The sequence below is a fragment of the Serratia proteamaculans genome, assembly GCF_949794035.1.
GTDB lineage: Bacteria > Pseudomonadota > Gammaproteobacteria > Enterobacterales > Enterobacteriaceae > Serratia > Serratia proteamaculans.
Map to the genome: position 1 here is coordinate 4,715,300 of NZ_OX461105.1, position 19,420 is coordinate 4,734,719.

At 56.7% G+C, this 19,420-nt stretch carries 15 protein-coding genes, 1 tRNA gene and 1 pseudogene; 8 read left to right on the forward strand and 9 right to left on the reverse strand.

Annotated features, from left to right (window positions below; translation table 11 throughout):
- Positions 1 to 25 precede the first annotated feature (25 nt).
- Positions 26 to 2,863 (reverse strand): bifunctional [glutamate--ammonia ligase]-adenylyl-L-tyrosine phosphorylase/[glutamate--ammonia-ligase] adenylyltransferase, encoded by a 2,838-nt coding sequence (gene glnE, locus QOT07_RS21900; RefSeq protein WP_207977395.1) that lies wholly within the window; start codon positions 2,861 to 2,863, stop codon positions 26 to 28.
- A gap of 45 nt (positions 2,864 to 2,908) precedes the next feature.
- Positions 2,909 to 4,216: a CYTH domain-containing protein gene (locus QOT07_RS21905; RefSeq protein ID WP_283603921.1), complete on the reverse strand. Its 1,308-nt coding sequence runs from the start codon at positions 4,214 to 4,216 to the stop codon at positions 2,909 to 2,911.
- Positions 4,217 to 4,496: 280 nt separating this feature from the next.
- On the opposite strand from QOT07_RS21905, the gene QOT07_RS21910 reads away from it, so the two are divergent.
- Together QOT07_RS21910 and QOT07_RS21915 are read left to right on the forward strand one after the other, a co-directional pair.
- Positions 4,497 to 5,117, forward strand: coding sequence for a TIGR04211 family SH3 domain-containing protein (locus tag QOT07_RS21910; protein ID WP_012146991.1), 621 nt, complete (start codon positions 4,497 to 4,499; stop codon positions 5,115 to 5,117).
- Between the two features lie 123 nt (positions 5,118 to 5,240).
- Positions 5,241 to 6,485 (forward strand): multifunctional CCA addition/repair protein, encoded by a 1,245-nt coding sequence (locus QOT07_RS21915; protein ID WP_261428122.1) that lies wholly within the window; start codon positions 5,241 to 5,243, stop codon positions 6,483 to 6,485.
- Positions 6,486 to 6,670: 185 nt separating this feature from the next.
- Here the strand turns inward: QOT07_RS21915 and bacA are convergent, their stop codons facing one another.
- Together bacA and folB are read right to left on the reverse strand one after the other, a co-directional pair.
- Positions 6,671 to 7,495: an undecaprenyl-diphosphate phosphatase gene (gene bacA / locus QOT07_RS21920; RefSeq protein ID WP_085119304.1), complete on the reverse strand. Its 825-nt coding sequence runs from the start codon at positions 7,493 to 7,495 to the stop codon at positions 6,671 to 6,673.
- Positions 7,496 to 7,626: 131 nt separating this feature from the next.
- Positions 7,627 to 7,986: a bifunctional dihydroneopterin aldolase/7,8-dihydroneopterin epimerase gene (gene folB / locus QOT07_RS21925; protein WP_006320572.1), complete on the reverse strand. Its 360-nt coding sequence runs from the start codon at positions 7,984 to 7,986 to the stop codon at positions 7,627 to 7,629.
- Positions 7,987 to 8,093: 107 nt separating this feature from the next.
- On the opposite strand from folB, the gene plsY reads away from it, so the two are divergent.
- Positions 8,094 to 8,741: a glycerol-3-phosphate 1-O-acyltransferase PlsY gene (gene plsY, locus QOT07_RS21930; RefSeq protein WP_099065691.1), complete on the forward strand. Its 648-nt coding sequence runs from the start codon at positions 8,094 to 8,096 to the stop codon at positions 8,739 to 8,741.
- Positions 8,742 to 8,776: 35 nt separating this feature from the next.
- Here plsY and tsaD read toward each other — a convergent pair whose 3' ends face one another.
- A complete protein-coding gene (gene tsaD, locus QOT07_RS21935) occupies positions 8,777 to 9,790 on the reverse strand; it encodes a tRNA (adenosine(37)-N6)-threonylcarbamoyltransferase complex transferase subunit TsaD (protein ID WP_085119307.1) in 1,014 nt (337 codons plus the stop codon).
- A gap of 326 nt (positions 9,791 to 10,116) precedes the next feature.
- On the opposite strand from tsaD, the gene rpsU reads away from it, so the two are divergent.
- From rpsU to rpoD, 3 genes are all read left to right on the forward strand, one after another.
- Positions 10,117 to 10,332, forward strand: coding sequence for a 30S ribosomal protein S21 (gene rpsU / locus QOT07_RS21940; protein WP_001144069.1), 216 nt, complete (start codon positions 10,117 to 10,119; stop codon positions 10,330 to 10,332).
- Positions 10,333 to 10,468: 136 nt separating this feature from the next.
- A complete protein-coding gene (gene dnaG, locus QOT07_RS21945; protein ID WP_085119308.1) occupies positions 10,469 to 12,217 on the forward strand; it encodes a DNA primase in 1,749 nt (582 codons plus the stop codon).
- 158 nt (positions 12,218 to 12,375) lie between these two features.
- Positions 12,376 to 14,208, forward strand: a complete 1,833-nt coding sequence (gene rpoD, locus QOT07_RS21950; protein ID WP_283603922.1) for an RNA polymerase sigma factor RpoD — start codon at positions 12,376 to 12,378, stop codon at positions 14,206 to 14,208.
- Between the two features lie 65 nt (positions 14,209 to 14,273).
- Here rpoD and mug read toward each other — a convergent pair whose 3' ends face one another.
- Entirely contained in the window at positions 14,274 to 14,762 is a 489-nt protein-coding gene (mug, locus tag QOT07_RS21955) for a G/U mismatch-specific DNA glycosylase (protein WP_099062147.1), read from the reverse strand.
- A 147-nt stretch (positions 14,763 to 14,909) separates the two neighbouring features.
- Between mug and QOT07_RS21960 the strand changes: the two genes are divergently transcribed.
- Positions 14,910 to 14,986: transfer RNA gene (locus tag QOT07_RS21960), tRNA-Ile, on the forward strand.
- A 74-nt stretch (positions 14,987 to 15,060) separates the two neighbouring features.
- On the opposite strand, the gene QOT07_RS21965 is transcribed toward QOT07_RS21960, so the two are convergent.
- Positions 15,061 to 15,777, reverse strand: a complete 717-nt coding sequence (locus QOT07_RS21965; protein ID WP_099062146.1) for an HPP family protein — start codon at positions 15,775 to 15,777, stop codon at positions 15,061 to 15,063.
- Positions 15,778 to 15,948: 171 nt separating this feature from the next.
- Here QOT07_RS21965 and yfcF point away from each other — a divergent pair, with 171 nt between their 5' ends.
- Positions 15,949 to 16,584 carry a glutathione transferase gene (gene yfcF, locus QOT07_RS21970; RefSeq protein WP_283603923.1) on the forward strand — a complete coding sequence of 212 codons (636 nt, stop codon included), beginning with the start codon at positions 15,949 to 15,951 and terminating at the stop codon, positions 16,582 to 16,584.
- Positions 16,585 to 16,656: 72 nt separating this feature from the next.
- On the opposite strand, the gene QOT07_RS21975 is transcribed toward yfcF, so the two are convergent.
- Positions 16,657 to 17,901 carry an aromatic amino acid transport family protein gene (locus tag QOT07_RS21975; protein ID WP_099062144.1) on the reverse strand — a complete coding sequence of 415 codons (1,245 nt, stop codon included), beginning with the start codon at positions 17,899 to 17,901 and terminating at the stop codon, positions 16,657 to 16,659.
- 58 nt (positions 17,902 to 17,959) lie between these two features.
- Positions 17,960 to 19,415, reverse strand: a pseudogene (locus tag QOT07_RS21980) (NAD-dependent succinate-semialdehyde dehydrogenase).
- Positions 19,416 to 19,420 lie beyond the last annotated feature (5 nt).

The window sequence follows — 19,420 nt, forward strand, 5'->3', positions numbered from 1 at the left end:
AAAACGTATTGCGCAACCGGCCTGCTCAGCCCAGCCACTTCGCCCAACTGGTGCGAACTTGTTCACGTTCGGCGGCGAATTGCCCATTGCCGACCTTGCCGGAATGCTCCTGCAACGCCAGATGATGGATCTCATCGCGCATGGTGACGTAAGCCTGGGTCAGCGCGCGCGCTTCTTCTTCCGGCATGATGTCGTAATTGGCCATCAGCTCGAAAATGCGCACGTTATCAGACCAGCGTGTCAGGCGTGGTTCGGCGGCCGCATAGCCTAAGACCAGATACTGGGCAATAAATTCGATATCGGTGATCCCGCCCTCGTCGGCTTTGATATCAAACAGATCGCGCTGCTTGCTGCCAAGGTGATTGCGCATTTTCTCGCGCATCTCGCGCACTTCACGCTTCAGCGTTTCAGGATCACGCTGTTTGCACAGGATCTCACGACGGATAACGTCAAACTGCTGGTGCAACAACGGATCGCCATGTACAACGCGCGCCCGCACCAACGCCTGATGTTCCCAGGTCCAGGCCTCGTTCTGCTGATAATCGGCAAAGGCTTCGACGGTACTGACCAGCATACCGGCCGCGCCCGAAGGCCGCAGGCGGGCATCCACTTCATACAAAATACCGGACGAGGTGCGGGTGCTGAACAGGTGCATCACGCGCTGCGCCAGACGCAGATAAAACTGACGGCCGTCGATGCTGCGATCGCCGTCGGTCATCACCTCCGGCGGGCAATCGAGGATAAACACCAGATCAAGATCGGAACTGTAGCCCAGTTCCCAACCGCCCAGTTTGCCGTAGCCAATCACCGCAAAACCACGCCCTTCACGCTCCTGCAAATGGGTCGGCTGGCCATAGCGTGCAACCATATCGTTCCACGCCTGTTGCACCACAGTATCGATAATCGCTTCCGCCAGATAGGTGAGGTGATCGCTCACTTTCATCACCGGCAACGCACCAGAGATATCCCCGGCGGCAATACGCAATTGCTGCGCCTGCTTGAACTGGCGCAACGCCTCCAGCCTCTGCTCTTCGTCGTCTTCCGGCACCCGCAACAGGTACTGACGCAGTTCGCTGCGGTAGGCATCCGGGGCCACCGGTTGATACAGCGTCGCCGGCTCCAGCAGTTCATCCAGCAGCAAGGGATAACGCGACAGTTGATTGGCCACCATCGGTGAAGCCGCACACAGGCGAATCAAATGGCTGAGCGCCGCATGGTATTCCACCAGCAGCTCGAGGTAGGTCGTACGGGTCACGATGCTCAATAGCAACTGAGTCAGTCGCAGCAACGCGGTCGGTGCATCCTGACGCGGACACACTTCCGCCAGCAGGCGGGGCATCAGTTGATCGAGCACATCACGACCGCGTGGGCCGATGGTGCGTTTGTCGACGTCATGACGAAACTCGGCAATGGTGCGCAGCATCTGCCTGCGCGCCTCTTCGTCCAGGTGTGGCGTCAACGGGGCCAGTTCGTTCTCTTCCAGCGCGTCCTGCCACAGACTGTGATAGTGCTGATAATCCGGATCTTCGCCAACGTCAGGGCTATCGTCGCCAATCAGGTCGTTAAATACCGCCCTGACCGCCTGCATATGGATCTCCAGCGCCGCCAGCAGTGCCGACCAGTCGTCGAACCCCATGCCCCAGGCCAGGCGCGCCTGATCCAGTTCATCTTGCGGCAGCGTTTGTGTTTGTTGATCGGCAATCGCCTGCAGCAGGTTTTCCAACCGACGCAAGAACAGGTAACTGGTGCTCATCGCCTGTACCTGCTGCGGCTCCAGCAACCCCAGTTCCCCCACCGCCTGTAACGTGGGCAGCAAGGAACGGCCCTGCAACGCCGGCTCACGGCCGCCGCGGATCAGTTGGAACACCTGAGTGATAAATTCAATTTCGCGGATGCCGCCGGCACCCAGCTTGATATTGTCTTTTAGCCCGCGCCGCCGAACCTCACGGGCGATCATGCCTTTCATATTGCGCAGCGACTGGATCACACTGAAATCGATATAGCGACGGAAAACGAACGGCCGCAGGGTTTTGCGCAATTCTTCGCTGTAGACGTCTTCCGAACCGCCCATCAGCCGCGCCTTGACCATCGCGTAACGTTCCCAGTCACGGCCCTGTTCCTGGTAATAATCCTCCAGCGCGGCGAAACTCATCACCAGAGGGCCGCTATCGCCAAACGGCCGTAAGCGCATGTCCACGCGATAGACGAAGCCGTCGATGGTTTGCTGATCCAGCGCTTTGATCAACCGCTGCCCCAGACGGGTGAAGAACTGGGCGTTATCCAGCTCACGCCGCCCGCCCTGGGTCTGGCCATTTTCCGGGTAGGCAAAGATCAGATCGATATCGGATGAGAAATTCAGCTCACCGCCGCCCAATTTGCCCATCCCGAGGATCAGCAACGGTTGCGGTACGCCCTGCGCATTACAGGGAGTGCCCCACTCACGGCAGCAGGTTTGGTATAGCCAGTCGCGGGCGCTGACGATCAGCGTTTCTGCCAACCCACTCAGTTGCAGCAGCGTTTCTTGCGTGCTGCATTGGCCCAACGCCTGCGCCCAGGCGATCCTCACCAGCGTCTCGCGGCGGAACAGGCGCAGTACGCGCATCAGTTGCGCTTCGTCACGCACCTCTTCCAAATCATCCTGCAGCCAGGCTGCATAATGTTGCCACTCGTCCGCCACCGGCGGTTGCTTGCGCAGCGTCGCCAGCCATTCCGGCTGGTTGAGCAACATGTCGCAGACAAAGTCGCTCGACGCCAAAACCCACTGTTCCTGATCGCTGAGCGCGCAGTCCGCGCCCTGAGTTTCCTGAAAACGCTGCACGATGTTCTGTGCCTGAGCCTGTAACGCTGCTGAAAGTGGCAACATAGTGAATGATCCGTTCTGCGGCCTGCGCCTCGCAGGCCAGCTTAATTAGCGGAGGGCGCCGTTTAACCAGAATGGCGCCTGCAATAAGGCCTGCTTGCGGCTGCCTTCGTACCAGCCCTGACGCCGTTCGGCCACCGCCAGTTGCAACTCGCGCCAAGCGTCGATGTACGGACCGGTTTCGTCGTCAGGGTAAGCGCCCGACAGCAGGATAAATGCCGATACCTGACGCGTCAGACGCGGCAGTTGTTCCTCATATTCATCATCGTTCAACGTGCGGGTGAAGGCTTCTTTCAATTCCGCGGCGCTGCGCCCCAGCATAATGTCACTGAAACGTTTGAAGGACCCGTCAAGCTTGGCCTGCGCCTTGGCATCGATAAAGGGTTTCCAGGCACCGGTCACCAACCACGATGTGAGCGCCAACTTACATTGTAGATATTCCGCGCTGTAGCACAGCACCTGCGGTTGGGTGGTTTTATCAATCAACAGCGGTTCCAGTGCGGTCAGACGAGCGCGCAGATCGGCACTGGCCTTGCGTGGCACCAGACCACCGAAAATCACCAGTGCCTGGCGGATCAGCGCAATCGCCTCCATCACGGAACGACGGGCCTGAGTATCGCCGCGCAGCCACAGCTCTTCGTGATACTGCCAATGGCTCAAACCCAGTTCGAAACTGGCGATCATCCCCTGCTCAACGCTGGATTTGGCGGCCGGCTTCAATACTGCCAGCGGATGACGCTCACGCGGGACGTTGCCCTGCGCCAGATGATAGCCCCGCGCCGCCTTGCTCAGGTTGCCCTGACGCAGGCCGCCGTGCTCCGCCAGTGCGTTGGCCAGCGCCAGCAAATCGGTGGTGTTGCCTTCTTTCAGTTCCAGTTCGATCTCGCACAGTGCTTCACTCAGATCACCGGCTCGCACTTCACCCTGGTCAAGACCAACCTCAATCTCGCTCTTACCGTAAGTGACCACCCACTTCTCACGCACAAAGTCAGTGCGGAACAGCGGCTGCAACGCCTGTTCCAGCGCCGGAACATCGCAGTCTTGCGGCCAGATATCCGCCGGCAACCTATCCAGCGCCAGCTCCGGCGTGGCAATCGCTACATTGTATTCAGGACGCTGATGCAAACCTGCCACTACCTTACCGGCGGTTTTGATGGTCATTTCATAACTGTCGTCGTACCCACGAATACGCAGCCCCATATCCTGACCACGCAGGAAATTGTCGGCGGTTTCGAAATAAATATTGGTCAGTTTTTGCGGCGCGGAATGCTGATTCGGCCAGGCAGCCAGTTGCTGCGGCAAGGCGGCAACCGCATCCGGGGTAGCAATAAATTTCAGTTCTATTTCAACGGTCATAAGTCTTTTACACCAATAAGTTACGCATTCGCGTCAGCCTTCACGGCGGCGGGACTGGCCTGCCGCGTTCTGCCCGGTGACGCACAGTTGCCGTTATCTTACCGCGATTCCCGACGCCTTAACCCTGCTAACTGCAGAAAAAACCTGTTACGTTATAAAACACTGCGCAACTCACAGAATCTGCCACAGTAAGATAGTTCTCATTCCGGTTTTTGCGTTGCGTCGTCAGACTGAACGCTCTACTATCGTTCCCATAAATTCACACAGAAACGATGAACTAATGCAGAAATTACGCCTAATTTGCCTTGCCGTGCTGAGCTTCAGCATCACTTGGGGCGCACATGCCGAAGATAAGCGCTATATCTCCGATGAATTGAATACTTACGTCCACAGCGGCCCGGGTAATCAGTACCGTATTGTCGGTACCTTGAACGCCGGTGAAGAAGTGACCCTGTTGAGCGTAAATGACAGCACCAATTATGGCCAGATCCGCGATGCCAAGGGCCGCAATACCTGGATCCCGCTCGATCAGCTTAGCCAGACCCCAAGCCTGCGCACCCAGGTGCCCGCGCTGGAACAACAGGTCAAAACCCTGACAGACAAGCTGGCCAACATCGACAACAGCTGGAACCAGCGTACCGCAGAAATGCAGCAGAAAGTGGCGGGTAGCGACAGCACCATCAGCGGTCTGCAGCAGGAAAACCAGGATCTGAAAAATCAGCTGGTCGTGGCACAGAAAAAGGTTAATGCCGTTAACCTGCAGCTCGACGACAAACAGCGCACCATTATCCTGCAGTGGTTCATGTACGGCGGCGGCGTAGCTGGCGTAGGCCTGCTGTTGGGTCTGCTGTTGCCACACCTGATCCCGCGTCGCAAGAGCAACAACCGCTGGATGAACTGATTTAAGTCACGTTCAGTTTGAGATCGGGCGCCTGCATGGCGCCCTTTTTATTGGTTTCGGCAGCGCATCGCTAATTGAGGTAATCTGATCCACAGAGCCTTTGGATAAATTCAGGAGTTAACAGTGAAGACTTACCTGGTCGGCGGTGCCGTCCGCGACAGCTTGCTTGAGATACCGGTGGTCGACCGCGACTGGGTGGTGGTGGGCGCCGCGCCGGCAGAGCTGATGGCGCTGGGGTATCAACAGGTCGGTAAAGACTTCCCGGTGTTTCTTAACCCGGAGACTCATGAAGAATATGCGCTGGCGCGGACCGAACGAAAATCCGGCCAGGGATATACCGGTTTTACCTGCTATGCCGCGCCGGACGTGACGCTGGAAGAAGACTTGCAACGCCGCGATTTAACCATCAACGCCATCGCCCGCAGCGCTGACGGAGAACTGATCGACCCTTTCAACGGCGTGGCCGATCTGCAAGCGCGGGTGCTGCGCCACGTGTCCGACGCCTTTGGTGAAGACCCGCTGCGCGTGCTGCGCGTGGCACGTTTTGCAGCCCGTTTCGCCCATCTGGGTTTTAGCATTGCCCCGGAGACCGCCGGGTTGATGCGTCAGATGGCCCACAGCGGTGAACTCTCAGCGCTGACGGCCGAACGGGTCTGGAAAGAAACCGAGAAGGCACTGCAAAGCCAGAGCCCACAGGTATATTTTCAGGTACTGCGTGACTGCGAGGCACTGGGCGTACTGTTCCCGGAGATCGACGCCCTGTTCGGCGTACCGGCCCCCGCCAAATGGCATCCGGAAATTGATACCGGTGTTCATACCCTGATGACGCTGGCAATCGCTGCCCAGCTCAGCCCAGACGTGGATGTACGCTTCTCCGCACTCTGCCATGACCTCGGCAAGGGACAGACGCCAAAAGAGCTTTGGCCACATCACCACGGCCATGGACCTGCGGGCGTGCTGCTGGTCGAAGAACTGTGCCAGCGACTGCGAGTACCCAACCCGGTGCGCGATCTGGCCAAGTTGGTCGCCGAATATCACGACCTGATCCATACGGTAAACAAGCTGCGCCCGGAGACCCTGCTGAAGCTGTTTGACGCGGTTGATGTTTGGCGCAAACCGCAGCGGCTGGAACAGATGATCCTCACCAGCGAAGCTGACGCCCGCGGGCGTACCGGCTTTGAAAATAACCCTTATCCGCAGGGCGATTATCTGCGCCAGGCGTTTCAGGTGGCGAACGCGGTGTCGGTCAAAGAGGTGGTAGCCAGCGGCCTGCAAGGGCTGGCGATCCGCGACGAACTCAACCGCCGCCGTCAACAGGCGCTGGCCGACTGGAAACAAACCCAGGATACCCCTCTCGATCAGGCATAAAAAAACCCCGCAGCGCGGGGTCAGACTGCTAACAAAGTTCTTTACTGTTAAAAGTCCAGTTTTGAGGGCTAATAAAAACAAAGGATGATGTCTTCTGATTTACCCCAAACATCCGAAAACCACGTTTTTCGGGTGTTTGTCATCAAACTAACCCCGCAATGCGGGGTTTCTTATTGCAGCTCAGCTTACATGAAGACCATGTAAACCACGCCCGCCACGATAAAGCGATAGATGGCGAACGGCACAAACGAGATGCGTTTGATCAGCGACAGGAAGGTCTTGATCGCGATCAGCGCTACCACGAAGGCAGTGGCAAAACCGACCGCAAACATCGGTAAATCGCCCATCGTCAGGAAGTGCAGACTCTTGTACAGATCCAGTGCACTGGCACCAATCATCATCGGCACCGCCAGAATGAAAGAGAACTCCGCAGCCGCGTAACGATTCACGCCCACCAGCATGCCACCGGCAATGGTGGAACCTGAGCGGGAGAAGCCCGGCCACAACGCCAGACACTGGAAGCAACCAATCATAAACGCCTGGCGATAAGTAATATCATCCAGCCCTTCTGCACTTGGTTTTTTCGGCTTGAACCATTCCGCTGCCAGCAGCAGGAAACCGCCGACCACCAGCGCATACATGACGTTTTTCGGTGCAAACAGCGACTTGATAAAGTCATGGAGCAGCAGCCCCAACACTACCGCCGGGATCATCGCCAACAGAATATGACCCAGTTTCAAATGGCCCGTGGTTTTACCTTCGTGTTCGACCGGCTTACCACCAAAATGAATGCCGATCAGCCCGAACAAGCGACGCCAGAACATCACTACCACCGCCAGAATCGACCCCAGCTGAATGATCACCTCAAAGGTTTTGGCCTTATCGCCGGTAAAACCCAGCCACTCGCCGACAATGATCATGTGCCCGGTAGAAGACACCGGTAAAAATTCAGTTAACCCTTCGACCACCCCAAGAACAAACGCAATAAACAGTGAATGCATGTCCGCCATGTGCTTCGATCACCCTATAAATTTACGGCTATAAACATAAAAAAGCGGCAGTGTTCAATACATTGCCGCTAAAACAATTCTCAGGTTCAGACCAGGTTAACGGTCTTAAGTTGCACAAGAATGACAGAACGTCACACCGGCCGGGTGCCACGTTCAATGATCACCCCAACCCGGCTGGCATGTGCAACCGCGCCCGGTTTGCTGACCTTAATACGGACCCACGGGGAATTGAAGCGCTGGAGTAATATTTCAGATATTTCCTCTGCAACCCGCTCCACCAACGCAAAGCGATTGGGTTCCACGTGCTGGATGATGGCTTCACTGATATCGGCGTAGCTCAGGCAGTCATTCACATCGTCACTGGCGGCGGCCTGGCGGTTGTCCCAACCCATTTCGATATCGAACACCAGCTTCTGGCGAATGTTTTGTTCCCAGTCATAAACGCCAATGGTAGTAATTACGGTAAGCTCTTCTATAAATACGATATCCATCACGTCATTCTCTGTTTTTGGCCTTGCCGGATACCACTTCCAGCGGAATATGAGTATTATCCATATATGTTGAGAGTAAAACGACCCTTATTAAACGGAACCGCGTTATGAGTGCTACCGCGCTTGGCATGATTATCTTCGCGTATCTGTGTGGCTCAGTTTCCAGTGCGATCCTGGTTTGCCGGATCGCCAGGCTGCCCGATCCGCGTGAAAATGGCTCAGGGAATCCAGGAGCGACCAACGTCCTGCGCATCGGCGGTCGCGTCGCTGCGGCGGCGGTGTTGGTATTCGATATTCTCAAAGGGATGCTGCCGGTCTGGCTGGCATACAAACTTGATGTCCCGCCGCTGTATCTCGGCCTGACGGCGATTGCCGCCTGCCTGGGGCATATCTACCCGGTGTTCTTCCACTTCCGCGGCGGTAAAGGCGTGGCGACGGCGTTTGGTGCCATAGCGCCGATCGGCTGGGATCTTACCGGCCTGATGACCGGTACCTGGCTGCTGACCGTATTGCTCAGTGGTTATTCCTCGCTGGGTGCGATTATCAGCGCGCTGATTGCTCCGTTCTACGTCTGGTGGTTCAAACCACAATTCACCTTCCCGGTAGCGATGCTGTCGTGTTTGATCCTGATGCGGCACCACGACAATATTCAGCGCCTGTGGCGTGGCCAGGAAGGGAAAATCTGGAGTGTCTTTCGCAAGAAGAAAACCGACGCGGCAGGGTCAGAGCAGGAAGAAGAGAAGAAAGAAGAGTAATTAAAAAGGCCGGAGAGCTCCGGCCTTTCGACTATTTATACTGCAGGCAATTCAGCCAGCGGCCAACGCGGTCGCACCGAAACGCTCAGTTCCGGATTGGCACCGCTCTGCAACCGCACCAGACCCGCATAAGCGATCATCGCGCCGTTATCCGTGCAGAATTCCGGACGGGCATAGAACACCTCACCGCCGCGTTTGCGCATCATTTCCGCCATTTTGGTCCGTAGCGTACGGTTGGCACTGACGCCGCCAGCCATCACCAGTCGTTTGAAACCGGTTTGCTCCAGCGCGCGTTTGCATTTGATTGCCAGCGTATCGACCACCGCATCCTCAAACGCCCGGGCAATGTCCGCACGCGTTTGATCGTCATTACCGTTGGAGCGAATGGTATTGGCGGCAAAGGTCTTCAGCCCGGAGAAGCTGAAATCCAGCCCCGGACGATCGGTCATCGGCCGCGGGAAGGTGAAACGGCCCGCGGTACCCTGCTGCGCCATTTTCGACAACATTGGCCCGCCGGGATAGTCCAGCCCCAGCAGCTTGGCAGTTTTATCGAAGGCTTCACCCGCCGCATCGTCGACCGACTCGCCCAGCAGTTGGTATTGGCCAATACCGGTCACGCTGATCAACTGGGTATGGCCGCCGGAAACCAGCAGCGCGACAAACGGGAACGCCGGTGGATTATCTTCCAGCATCGGTGCCAGCAGGTGGCCTTCCATGTGGTGCACCGGTACGGCCGGCACGCCCCAGGCAAACGCCAGCGCACGACCAATGGTCGCGCCGACCAGCAACGCCCCCACCAGGCCGGGCCCGGCGGTATAGGCAACGCCGTCGATATCGGCCGCGGTCAGGTTCGCTTCCTTCAATGCCGCCTGAATCAAGGGCACGGTTTTACGCACATGATCGCGGGAAGCCAGTTCCGGCACCACGCCGCCGTAGTCGGCATGCAGCTTCACCTGGCTATACAATTGATTCGCTAATAAACCGGCCTGATCGTCATACACTGCAATTCCGGTTTCATCGCAGGAGGTTTCTATACCCAGTACTCGCATTACATTTCCCATCATTCACGTGCGGCCGTCAGTTTAGCACAATCAGGCCTGTTTGCCGCCAGCGCGGCGCATCTTGTCAGCCACATTGGGCTATGTTGATGATTCCAGCCATAAATGCCTATTTGATTAAAAACGAGCATTTTTTTCTGATTAGTCTATAATCAGCGCCCGATGCAAAATTGCGCATGTTTTACCAGGGTGGCCGCAGGTTTCAATTTGCTGTGGTGCTTTACAAAGCAGCATCCGTTGAAGTAAAATTCCGCACCATTTTGAAATTGCTGGCGCTTGGCCAGCAGCAAACCGAATTTTATTGAGGTGAGAGGCACATGCCTGTAATTAAAGTACGTGAAAACGAGCCATTTGACGTTGCTCTGCGTCGTTTCAAACGCTCTTGCGAAAAAGCAGGCGTTTTAGCTGAAGTTCGTCGTCGCGAGTTCTATGAAAAACCGACTACCGAACGTAAACGCGCTAAAGCTTCTGCTGTGAAACGTCACGCGAAGAAACTGGCTCGCGAAAACGCACGCCGCACTCGTCTGTATTAATTCTTCGGGGGTAACCCCGCCGCGTGAATTTCTGATTTTAAAAATCGCGCAGACCGAGTAGTTGCATACGAAGGCCGTGCTTTCCGAAAGGAATGCGCGGCTTGTTCTCGTTTATAGGCTAGTGAAGTAAGGGCTTATGGCTGGACGAATTCCGCGTGTATTTATCAATGACTTGCTGGCTCGTACCGACATCGTCGATCTGATCGATGCCCGGGTAAAGCTCAAGAAGCAGGGCAAGAACTACCACGCGTGCTGTCCGTTCCACCACGAAAAAACGCCTTCATTTACCGTTAATGGCGAAAAGCAGTTTTATCACTGTTTTGGTTGTGGTGCGCACGGTAACGCCGTCGACTTTCTGATGAATTACGACCGACTTGAGTTTGTCGAAACCATCGAAGAGCTGGCAACCATGCACGGACTGGAAGTGCCTTACGAGGCGGGCTCCGGACCGACACAAATCGAACGTCATCAGCGCCAAAGCCTGTATCAACTGATGGAACAGCTCAGTGCGTTCTATCAACAGTCATTGCATCAATCTTCCGGTACGCCGGCGCGTGATTATCTGCAACAGCGCGGGTTGAGTGACGACGTTATCCGCCATTTTGCCATCGGCTTTGCACCTGCCGGTTGGGATAATGCTTTAAAGCGTTTTGGTCGCGACGCCGACAGCCGCAGCGCATTGAACGATGCCGGCATGCTGGTGACTAACGATCAAGGACGCTCGTACGATCGTTTCCGTGAACGCGTGATGTTCCCTATTCGCGACAAACGCGGGCGAGTGATCGCCTTTGGCGGGCGCGTGCTGGGTGACGGCATGCCGAAATACCTGAACTCGCCGGAAACTGAAGTATTCCACAAGGGTCGTCAATTGTACGGCCTGTATGAAGCGCAGCAGAACCACCCTACCCCGCAGCGTTTGCTGGTAGTGGAAGGCTATATGGACGTGGTGGCGTTGGCGCAATACGGCATTGATTATGCCGTCGCCTCGCTCGGAACCTCAACGACGGCTGAACATATTCAGCTGCTGTTCCGCGCCACCGATAACGTGGTCTGTTGCTATGACGGTGACCGGGCCGGCCGTGAAGCGGCCTGGCGCGCACTGGAAACCGCGCTGCCCTATCTGAATGACGGGCGTCAGCTGCGGTTCATGTTCTTGCCTGATGGCGAAGACCCGGACACATTGGTACGCAAAGAAGGCAAAGAGGCCTTCGAACAGCGAATGGAGCTGGCGCAGCCGCTTTCCACTTTCCTGTTCGAAACCCTGATGCCACAGGTCGATCTGAGCAGCCCGGACGGTCGCGCCAAGCTGAGCACGCTGGCACTGCCGCTGATTACTCAGGTGCCGGGCGAAACGTTGCGCTTGTACCTGCGACAACAGCTCGGCAGCAAGCTTGGCCTGCTGGATGATAGCCAGCTCGACAAGCTGATGCCCAAACAGGCTGAAAATGCGAATACCTACCAGGCGCCCCAGCTAAAACGCACAACCATGCGTATACTAATAGGGTTACTGGTACAAAATCCGCAACTGGCTACACTTATCCCTTCACTCGAGGGATTAGAGCAGACCAAACAGGCCGGTTTACCGCTGTTTGTCGAGCTGGTGCAGACCTGTTTAGCGCAGCCGGGCCTGACTACCGGCCTGTTGTTGGAGCAGTATCGCGACAACAAATTGAGCCAGCAACTTGAAACCTTGGCGACATGGAACCATATGATCGTTGAGGAAAGGGTCGAACAGACCTTTTTGGATACCCTGGCCAGCCTTTATGACTCGGTACTGGAGCAACGGCTGGAGACATTGATCGCCCAGGCCAGAACGCACGGCCTCAGCCCGGAAGAACGTGAAGAAGTCCGTTCTCTTAACCAAGTGCTAGCGAAGAAAAACTGAATACCTAAACGGCTTAAGTGCCGATAAATGCGAGGGCAGAGCCCTGCAATATGCCGCCACAGTGGGCCGCGGCAACAACAAAAACGCCCCAAATGCTATTGTTGGCGGTTTCGCCGACCGACACCAACCCCAATACTCTGAAGTGTGGATACCGTCTTATGGAGCAAAACCCGCAGTCACAGCTAAAGCTACTTGTCACCCGTGGTAAGGAGCAAGGCTATCTGACCTATGCTGAGGTCAATGACCATCTGCCGGAAGATATCGTCGACTCCGACCAGATCGAAGACATCATCCAGATGATTAACGACATGGGCATCCAGGTGCTGGAAGAAGCACCGGACGCCGATGACCTGATGCTGGCCGAGAACACCACCGACACCGATGATGATGCGGCGGAAGCGGCTGCTCAAGTGTTGTCCAGCGTTGAGTCTGAAATTGGCCGTACCACCGACCCGGTGCGCATGTACATGCGCGAAATGGGGACCGTTGAACTGCTGACGCGCGAAGGCGAAATCGACATCGCCAAGCGTATTGAAGACGGCATCAACCAGGTTCAGTGCTCCGTTGCCGAGTACCCGGAAGCCATCACCTATTTGCTGGAGCAGTACGATCGCGTCGAAGCGGGCGAAGCTCGCCTGTCCGACCTGATCATCGGCTTCGTCGATCCTAATGCGGAAGAGGACATCGCTCCTACCGCGACGCACGTCGGTTCTGAGCTGTCGACCGAAGAGCAGAAAGACAACGACGAAGAAGATGACGAAGAAGAAGAAGACGACAACAGCATCGATCCAGAGCTGGCTCGTCAGAAATTCTCCGACCTGCGCGATCAGTATGAAGCGACGCGTGTTGTCATCAAAAAGAACGGCCGCAGCCACGCCAGCGCAGCAGAAGAAATTCTGAAGCTGTCTGAAGTGTTCAAGCAGTTCCGCCTGGTGCCAAAACAGTTCGACTTCCTGGTCAACAGCATGCGCATCATGATGGACCGCGTTCGTACTCAAGAACGTATCATCATGAAGCTGTGCGTTGAACAGTGCAAAATGCCGAAGAAAAACTTCGTTACCCTGTTCTCCAGCAATGAAACCAGCGATACCTGGTTCGCAGCCGCACTGGCAATGGCCAAGCCATGGTCAGAAAAGCTGAAAGACGTCGCGGATGACGTCCAGCGCAGCCTGCAGAAACTGCGTCAGATCGAAGAAGAGACCGGCCTGACCATCGAGCAGGTGAAGGACATCAACCGTCGTATGTCTATCGGTGAAGCGAAAGCCCGCCGTGCGAAAAAAGAGATGGTTGAAGCCAACTTGCGTCTGGTTATTTCTATCGCCAAGAAATACACCAACCGCGGTCTGCAGTTCCTGGATCTGATCCAGGAAGGCAACATCGGTCTGATGAAAGCGGTAGACAAGTTTGAATACCGTCGTGGTTATAAGTTCTCAACTTACGCCACCTGGTGGATCCGTCAGGCTATCACCCGCTCTATCGCCGACCAGGCGCGTACCATCCGTATTCCGGTGCATATGATTGAGACCATCAACAAACTCAACCGTATTTCGCGCCAGATGCTGCAAGAGATGGGCCGCGAGCCGACGCCGGAAGAGCTGGCTGAACGCATGCTGATGCCGGAAGACAAAATCCGCAAAGTGCTGAAGATCGCCAAAGAGCCGATCTCCATGGAAACGCCAATCGGTGATGATGAAGATTCACACCTGGGCGATTTCATCGAGGATACCACCCTCGAGCTGCCGCTGGATTCTGCTACCTCGGAAAGCCTGCGCTCTGCAACGCACGACGTCCTGGCTGGCCTGACCGCCCGCGAAGCGAAAGTGCTGCGTATGCGTTTCGGTATCGATATGAACACTGACCACACCTTGGAAGAAGTGGGCAAACAGTTCGACGTTACCCGTGAGCGTATTCGTCAGATCGAAGCCAAAGCGCTGCGTAAACTGCGCCACCCAAGCCGTTCCGAAGTGCTGCGTAGCTTCCTGGACGACTAAGGTTTAGCTGCTTGCAAAAAACCCCGGCTCGCCGGGGTTTTTTTATTGCCTAAAATCCATCTGACTTATTTCAATGCCAGGAACAGCTCGCGATAGCTCTCTGTAAGCTGCTCCAGCGTGGCACGGTTCAATCCGCTGGGGTTCGGCAGCACCCACACTTCAGTTTTACCGATCGTCATGTCCTGACGTCCCCAGGACGCTTTACGCACCCCAAAGGCACTGCTGAACGCCTGCTTGCCCAAAATCGCCAGCGCCCGCGGCTGGTAACGCAGGATCTTTTCCTTTAACGCCTCACCGCCGCTGAGCAGTTCGTCACGCGTTACCTCACTGGCTGCCACTGTAGGCCGCGCCACCAAGGCGGTGATGCCACAGCCGGTCTCCTGCAGCTGTTGCCACTGCTCCGGCGCTAACTGACTAGCGGTAAAACCGGCCTGATGCACCACTTTCCAGAAGCGGTTGCTGCCGTTAGCAAAAGGGTAGCCTTGATGGGCCGAAGACAGGCCAGGGTTGATGCCGCAAAACACCACCCGCAGGTTGGGCGCCAGGAGTTCCATAGGGTTCGAGAGTCCATTAAAGGGATTTACAGCGGTTATCGCAAAATCCGCCAGCAATTACAACAGGCTAGAACTGCGCAGAAAAGCAACATACAGATGGTTAACAGTAGACCTGCGCCGAAGGATTACCGTATAATCTCGCCGCTTGGCCCCTTAGCTCAGTTGGTTAGAGCACGCGACTCATAATCGCTTGGTCACTGGTTCAAGTCCAGTAGGGGCCACCAAATTTTAGCTGATATAACAGCACATTAAGCCACTTCCTCAGAAGTGGCTTTTTTGTTTCCGCCCGCTAGCCTAATCAGGCACCACCGTTCTGCCGCTGGTGAGCCAGTTGTTCGGCACGCAGCAGGATTTCCTGCAGATCGTCTTCGTCGATATCAAACAGCTCGCCCTGCATCAGCGCCTCGTGCAGATCGGCACGGGTGATAGACACCGCATCAATCGGCAGATTGGCTGGCTTGGCTTCGGCCGAGGCCAAGGGGTGCGGATAACGTCGTCCGGCCAGATTATTGAAGATAATCGCCAGCACGGCCAGTAGCACCGAGTTCAGCAGCACCGGGTACAGCACAAAGCTGTAGCCCAGTTGGTGAATACCCGGTCCGCCGAGGATCGCAGTCAGCGCGACCGCGCCGCCGGGCGGATGCAAACAGCGCAGTTTGAACATCAACCCAATCGCCAACGCCACCGCCACCCCACAGGCCAGGCCGGGATCGGCAATCAGCAGGCTGGTGCTGACCCCTACCGCCGCAGCCGAGATATTGCCGCCGACGATCGACCATGGCTGCGCCAGCGGACTGTTTGGCACGCCAAACAACAGCACCGCAGAAGCCCCCATCGGGGCAATAAACCACAGGTTGACCTCACCCAGCACAAAATGGCTGATCCAACCGGAAATCATCAGCCCCAACCCAGCGCCGACGCTGGAAAGCAAAATCTCCTTTTTGCCGACGGCTAAGGGATGCGGCCATAAACGTGCGCACCCCATTTTCAAACTTTCTACCCACTGCTTCTTCATGTTACTTCACGCTGCCAAACTCAACTTAATGGCAACAAATATATCACAATGCCAGTAGCCACCGCCTGCAGCGCGAGTCGCCGTTGAAATAACTTTCTGCTAACAGATTGATTTTTAGCCACTGCTCGTCAATTATCAAAGTTCGCCTCCCTTTGCCTTGAGGAAAACCCAATGTCTCAGCCGATAGCCGAACTCTATACCGATGCCAACTTTTTCAGCCCCTATGCCATGTCGGCGTTTATTACACTGACGGAGAAAGGCATTCCCTTCACCCTGAAGCAGGTCGACCTGTCGCAGGGGAAAAACCAAGAGCCGGCCTACGCGGCGCTGTCATTAACGCGCCGGGTACCGACGCTGGTGGTCGGCGAGTTTCAGCTGTCGGAGTCCTCAGCCATCGATGAATATCTGGATGAGATCCACCCGGCCCACCCGGTGTACCCGCGTGATGTCAAACAACGCGCCAAGGCCCGCGAAGTCCAGGCGTGGCTGCGTAGCGATCTGTTGGCACTGCGTGCCGAGCGGCCGACAGAGGCGGTGTTCCTTAACGCCAAGTTTCCTCCGTTATCTGCAGCCGCACAGGTTGCCACCAGCAAGTTGATCGCCGCAGTCGAAAAGCTGCTGAGTCACGGCCAGGATAATCTGTTCAGGGAATGGTGCATTGCCGATACCGATCTGGCATTGATGCTCAATCGGCTGGTGATACACGGCGATGCGGTGCCGGAAAACATTCGCCACTATGCGCAAAAGCAGTGGCAACGTCCTTCGGTGCAGGCCTGGTTGGCGCTGCCGGAGAAAATGCGCGGGTAAAAAAAACCGGCGGCCACGACGCCGCCGTTCTCAATTATCGAGAAATAACATCACTTCTTGAGGGAAGGCAATTCACCATCCAGAGGGCAGATAGCCAAACAGCGACGCAATCGCGTACACCGCGCTGCCCAGATACAGCAATACGATGCTGACCTGCAACAACGGGTGAGTGATCCAGCTGCACTGCCAGCGTGGCGTCTGGTCGCCGTGCTTGCGCGCCCCACGCAGGATCAGCATCGGCATAATCGACAGGATCACCCCACTGAATACCCCGGCGAAATATAGCGCGTTAACGAAGGACACCAGCCCGCTGTATGCCAGCACAAACGGCGGCAACACCACCAGCATCAGCACGCCGAAGCGGCGCAGTGGCTGTTCGTCATTACCCAGGCTGAACTGGTCGAAAATATTGGTCAGGAAGCTGCCGCCCAACCCCCAGTAGGAGGTCAGCATCGCGCACAGAGCAAAGATGTTGGCGGAGAAGAACGCCCACTGCCCTAACGCCTGGCCCCAGGAGATGGTCGCCACATCAGAGATACCCGCCAACCCGCTGAGCGCAATCACCGACATTGGCACCGCCGCCAGCAGCACAAAGGTCACGGCCATACCGACCATAATCGCCTTAGGCAGCTGCTCCGGCTTATCGGAGAAACCGCGTGCCATTTCCGGCACGATGTACTGCGCCGAGAAGCAGAACACCACCACGTTGAATACCGGCACCATAAAGCGCCAGTCACCGTCCAGCAGGTTGCGCATCTGGCTGGTGTCTTTAAGCAGTGTGGCCGCCACCAGCGCGGTCAGCATCACCACCATACCGATACTGATAAACTTTTCGCCGCGGCCAATCGCCTTCAGCCCCAGGTACAACACCCCCGCCGCCGGCACGAAAAACAGCAGGCTGCCGATCGCCGGAGAGATGCCAAACAGAGACTGCAACAGCTTGCCGCTGCCGGTCATGTAGGCGGTCAGCGCCCCGACGCTGTTAACGCAGACCGAAGCAAACATCAGCCAGGCACCAATGCCGCCGACATAACGTTTCGCCAGCCCGCTTAATTGCAGGTGGGCGCGGGTGCGCAGGGTAGATTCGGCAACGTACAGCATGGTGATGGTGGTCAGGCTGCCCACCAGCACCAGCCAAAACAGCAGCGGTAGAAAACCGGCCTTGCTGGAAGCGTAAGCGATAGACAGCACGCCGGCGCCAATGTTGGTGCCGACAATCATCGCCACCCCTTCGAGGAAACTCAGTGATTTGGTGGGTGCAGGTGCTCGCACCCCGGCGGCAAGCGCCGGAGAAACAGAGGTATTTTCAGCAGACATACGGCATCCTTTGTCTCCCGGCGGCCCTGGCCACCGGGATCGGTTAATTTCCCGGTGGTTAACAGCTCACATCGATACACAGGTATTTCAGCTCCAGATATTCTTCAATCCCGTAACGCGATCCTTCACGTCCGAGCCCTGACTGCTTCACGCCGCCAAACGGCGCGACTTCGTTGGAAATCAGTCCGGTATTGATGCCGACCATGCCGTATTCCAACGCTTCAGGTACCCGCCACTGGCGCGAGGCGTTCTGCGTGAACAGATAGGCTGCCAGGCCGAATTCGGTATCGTTGGCCATGGCGATGGCTTCCGCCTCATCATGGAAACGGAACAGCGGCGCTACCGGGCCAAAGGTTTCTTCTTTGGCGAAGCGCATTTTTTGCGTCACCCCAGTCACGACCGTCGGCTGGAAGAAGGTCCGTCCCAGCGCGTGTGGCTGACCGCCGATAGCGATCTGCGCACCCTTGATCAACGCATCGTCGATGTGGCTTTGTACTTTTTCCACTGCGTCCTGGTCGATCAACGGCCCCTGTGTGGTGCCCTCCTGGCTGCCGTCGCCGACTTTCAGTTGTTCGACCAGCCGCCACCAGTTTGTCCACCAGACGGTCATAAATGCCGTCCTGTACATAGATACGGTTGGCGCAAACGCAGGTCTGGCCGCTGTTGCGGAATTTGGAGGCCATAATGCCCGCCACCGCCGCGTCCAGGTTGGCGTCGTCGAACACGATCACCGGCGCATTGCCGCCCAGTTCCAGCGACAGTTTTTTGATGGTTGGCGCGCACTGCGCCATCAGAATGCGGCCGACCTCGGTCGAACCGGTAAAACTCAGTTTGCGTACTACCGGGCTGTCGCACAGCACCTTGCCTACCTGAGCAGCATCGCCAGTGACCACCTGCAATACGCCCGCCGGAATACCGGCATCCTGCGCCAGCTTGCCTAACGCCAGCGCGGTCAGCGGCGTTTGTTCGGCCGGTTTAACGATAATGGCGCAGCCTGCTGCCAACGCCGGTGCTACCTTGCGGGTGATCATCGCCGCCGGGAAGTTCCACGGCGTGATCGCCGCGCAAACGCCAATCGGTTGTTTGACCACCACCAGGCGCTGTGAGGCCAGCGGCGCCTGCAATACCGCCCCGTCGACCCGTTTAGCTTCTTCGGCAAACCAGGTGATAAACGAAGCGGCATAGGCCACTTCGCCACGCGCTTCCGCCAATGACTTGCCCTGCTCAGCGGTCATCAGCTGCGCCAAATCTTCCTGCGCTGCCAGTACCTTGTCGGCCCAGGCCAGCAGCAGTGCGGAACGTTGCTTGGCCGTCAGTTGTTTCCAGCCCTGCTGCGCCACCTGCGCCGCGTTAATCGCCTGCTGGGTTTCTTCACCGCTGACCAGCGGAATGCTGGCCAATTCGACGCCGGTCGCCGGGTTGATCACTGCTTCACGCTTGCCGCTCAGCGCATCGCACCACTCACCGTTAATCAGGCACTGGCTGCGCAGCAGCTCGGGATTATTCAATTTCATTGCCG

Bases quoted from the DNA above. Each gene is read 5' to 3' on its own strand.
- plsY (WP_099065691.1), top strand. From the start codon at position 8,094: ATGAGTGCTACCGCGCTTGGCATGATTATCTTCGCGTATCTGTGTGGC.
- rpoD (WP_283603922.1), top strand. From the start codon at position 12,376: ATGGAGCAAAACCCGCAGTCACAGCTAAAGCTACTTGTCACCCGTGGT.
- folB (WP_006320572.1), bottom strand. From the start codon at position 7,986: ATGGATATCGTATTTATAGAAGAGCTTACCGTAATTACTACCATTGGC.
- QOT07_RS21975 (WP_099062144.1), bottom strand. From the start codon at position 17,901: ATGTCTGCTGAAAATACCTCTGTTTCTCCGGCGCTTGCCGCCGGGGTG.
- QOT07_RS21965 (WP_099062146.1), bottom strand. From the start codon at position 15,777: ATGAAGAAGCAGTGGGTAGAAAGTTTGAAAATGGGGTGCGCACGTTTA.
- bacA (WP_085119304.1), bottom strand. From the start codon at position 7,495: ATGGCGGACATGCATTCACTGTTTATTGCGTTTGTTCTTGGGGTGGTC.
- yfcF (WP_283603923.1), top strand. From the start codon at position 15,949: ATGTCTCAGCCGATAGCCGAACTCTATACCGATGCCAACTTTTTCAGC.
- mug (WP_099062147.1), bottom strand. From the start codon at position 14,762: ATGGAACTCCTGGCGCCCAACCTGCGGGTGGTGTTTTGCGGCATCAAC.
- glnE (WP_207977395.1), bottom strand. From the start codon at position 2,863: ATGTTGCCACTTTCAGCAGCGTTACAGGCTCAGGCACAGAACATCGTG.
- QOT07_RS21905 (WP_283603921.1), bottom strand. From the start codon at position 4,216: ATGACCGTTGAAATAGAACTGAAATTTATTGCTACCCCGGATGCGGTT.
- QOT07_RS21910 (WP_012146991.1), top strand. From the start codon at position 4,497: ATGCAGAAATTACGCCTAATTTGCCTTGCCGTGCTGAGCTTCAGCATC.
- dnaG (WP_085119308.1), top strand. From the start codon at position 10,469: ATGGCTGGACGAATTCCGCGTGTATTTATCAATGACTTGCTGGCTCGT.
- rpsU (WP_001144069.1), top strand. From the start codon at position 10,117: ATGCCTGTAATTAAAGTACGTGAAAACGAGCCATTTGACGTTGCTCTG.
- tsaD (WP_085119307.1), bottom strand. From the start codon at position 9,790: ATGCGAGTACTGGGTATAGAAACCTCCTGCGATGAAACCGGAATTGCA.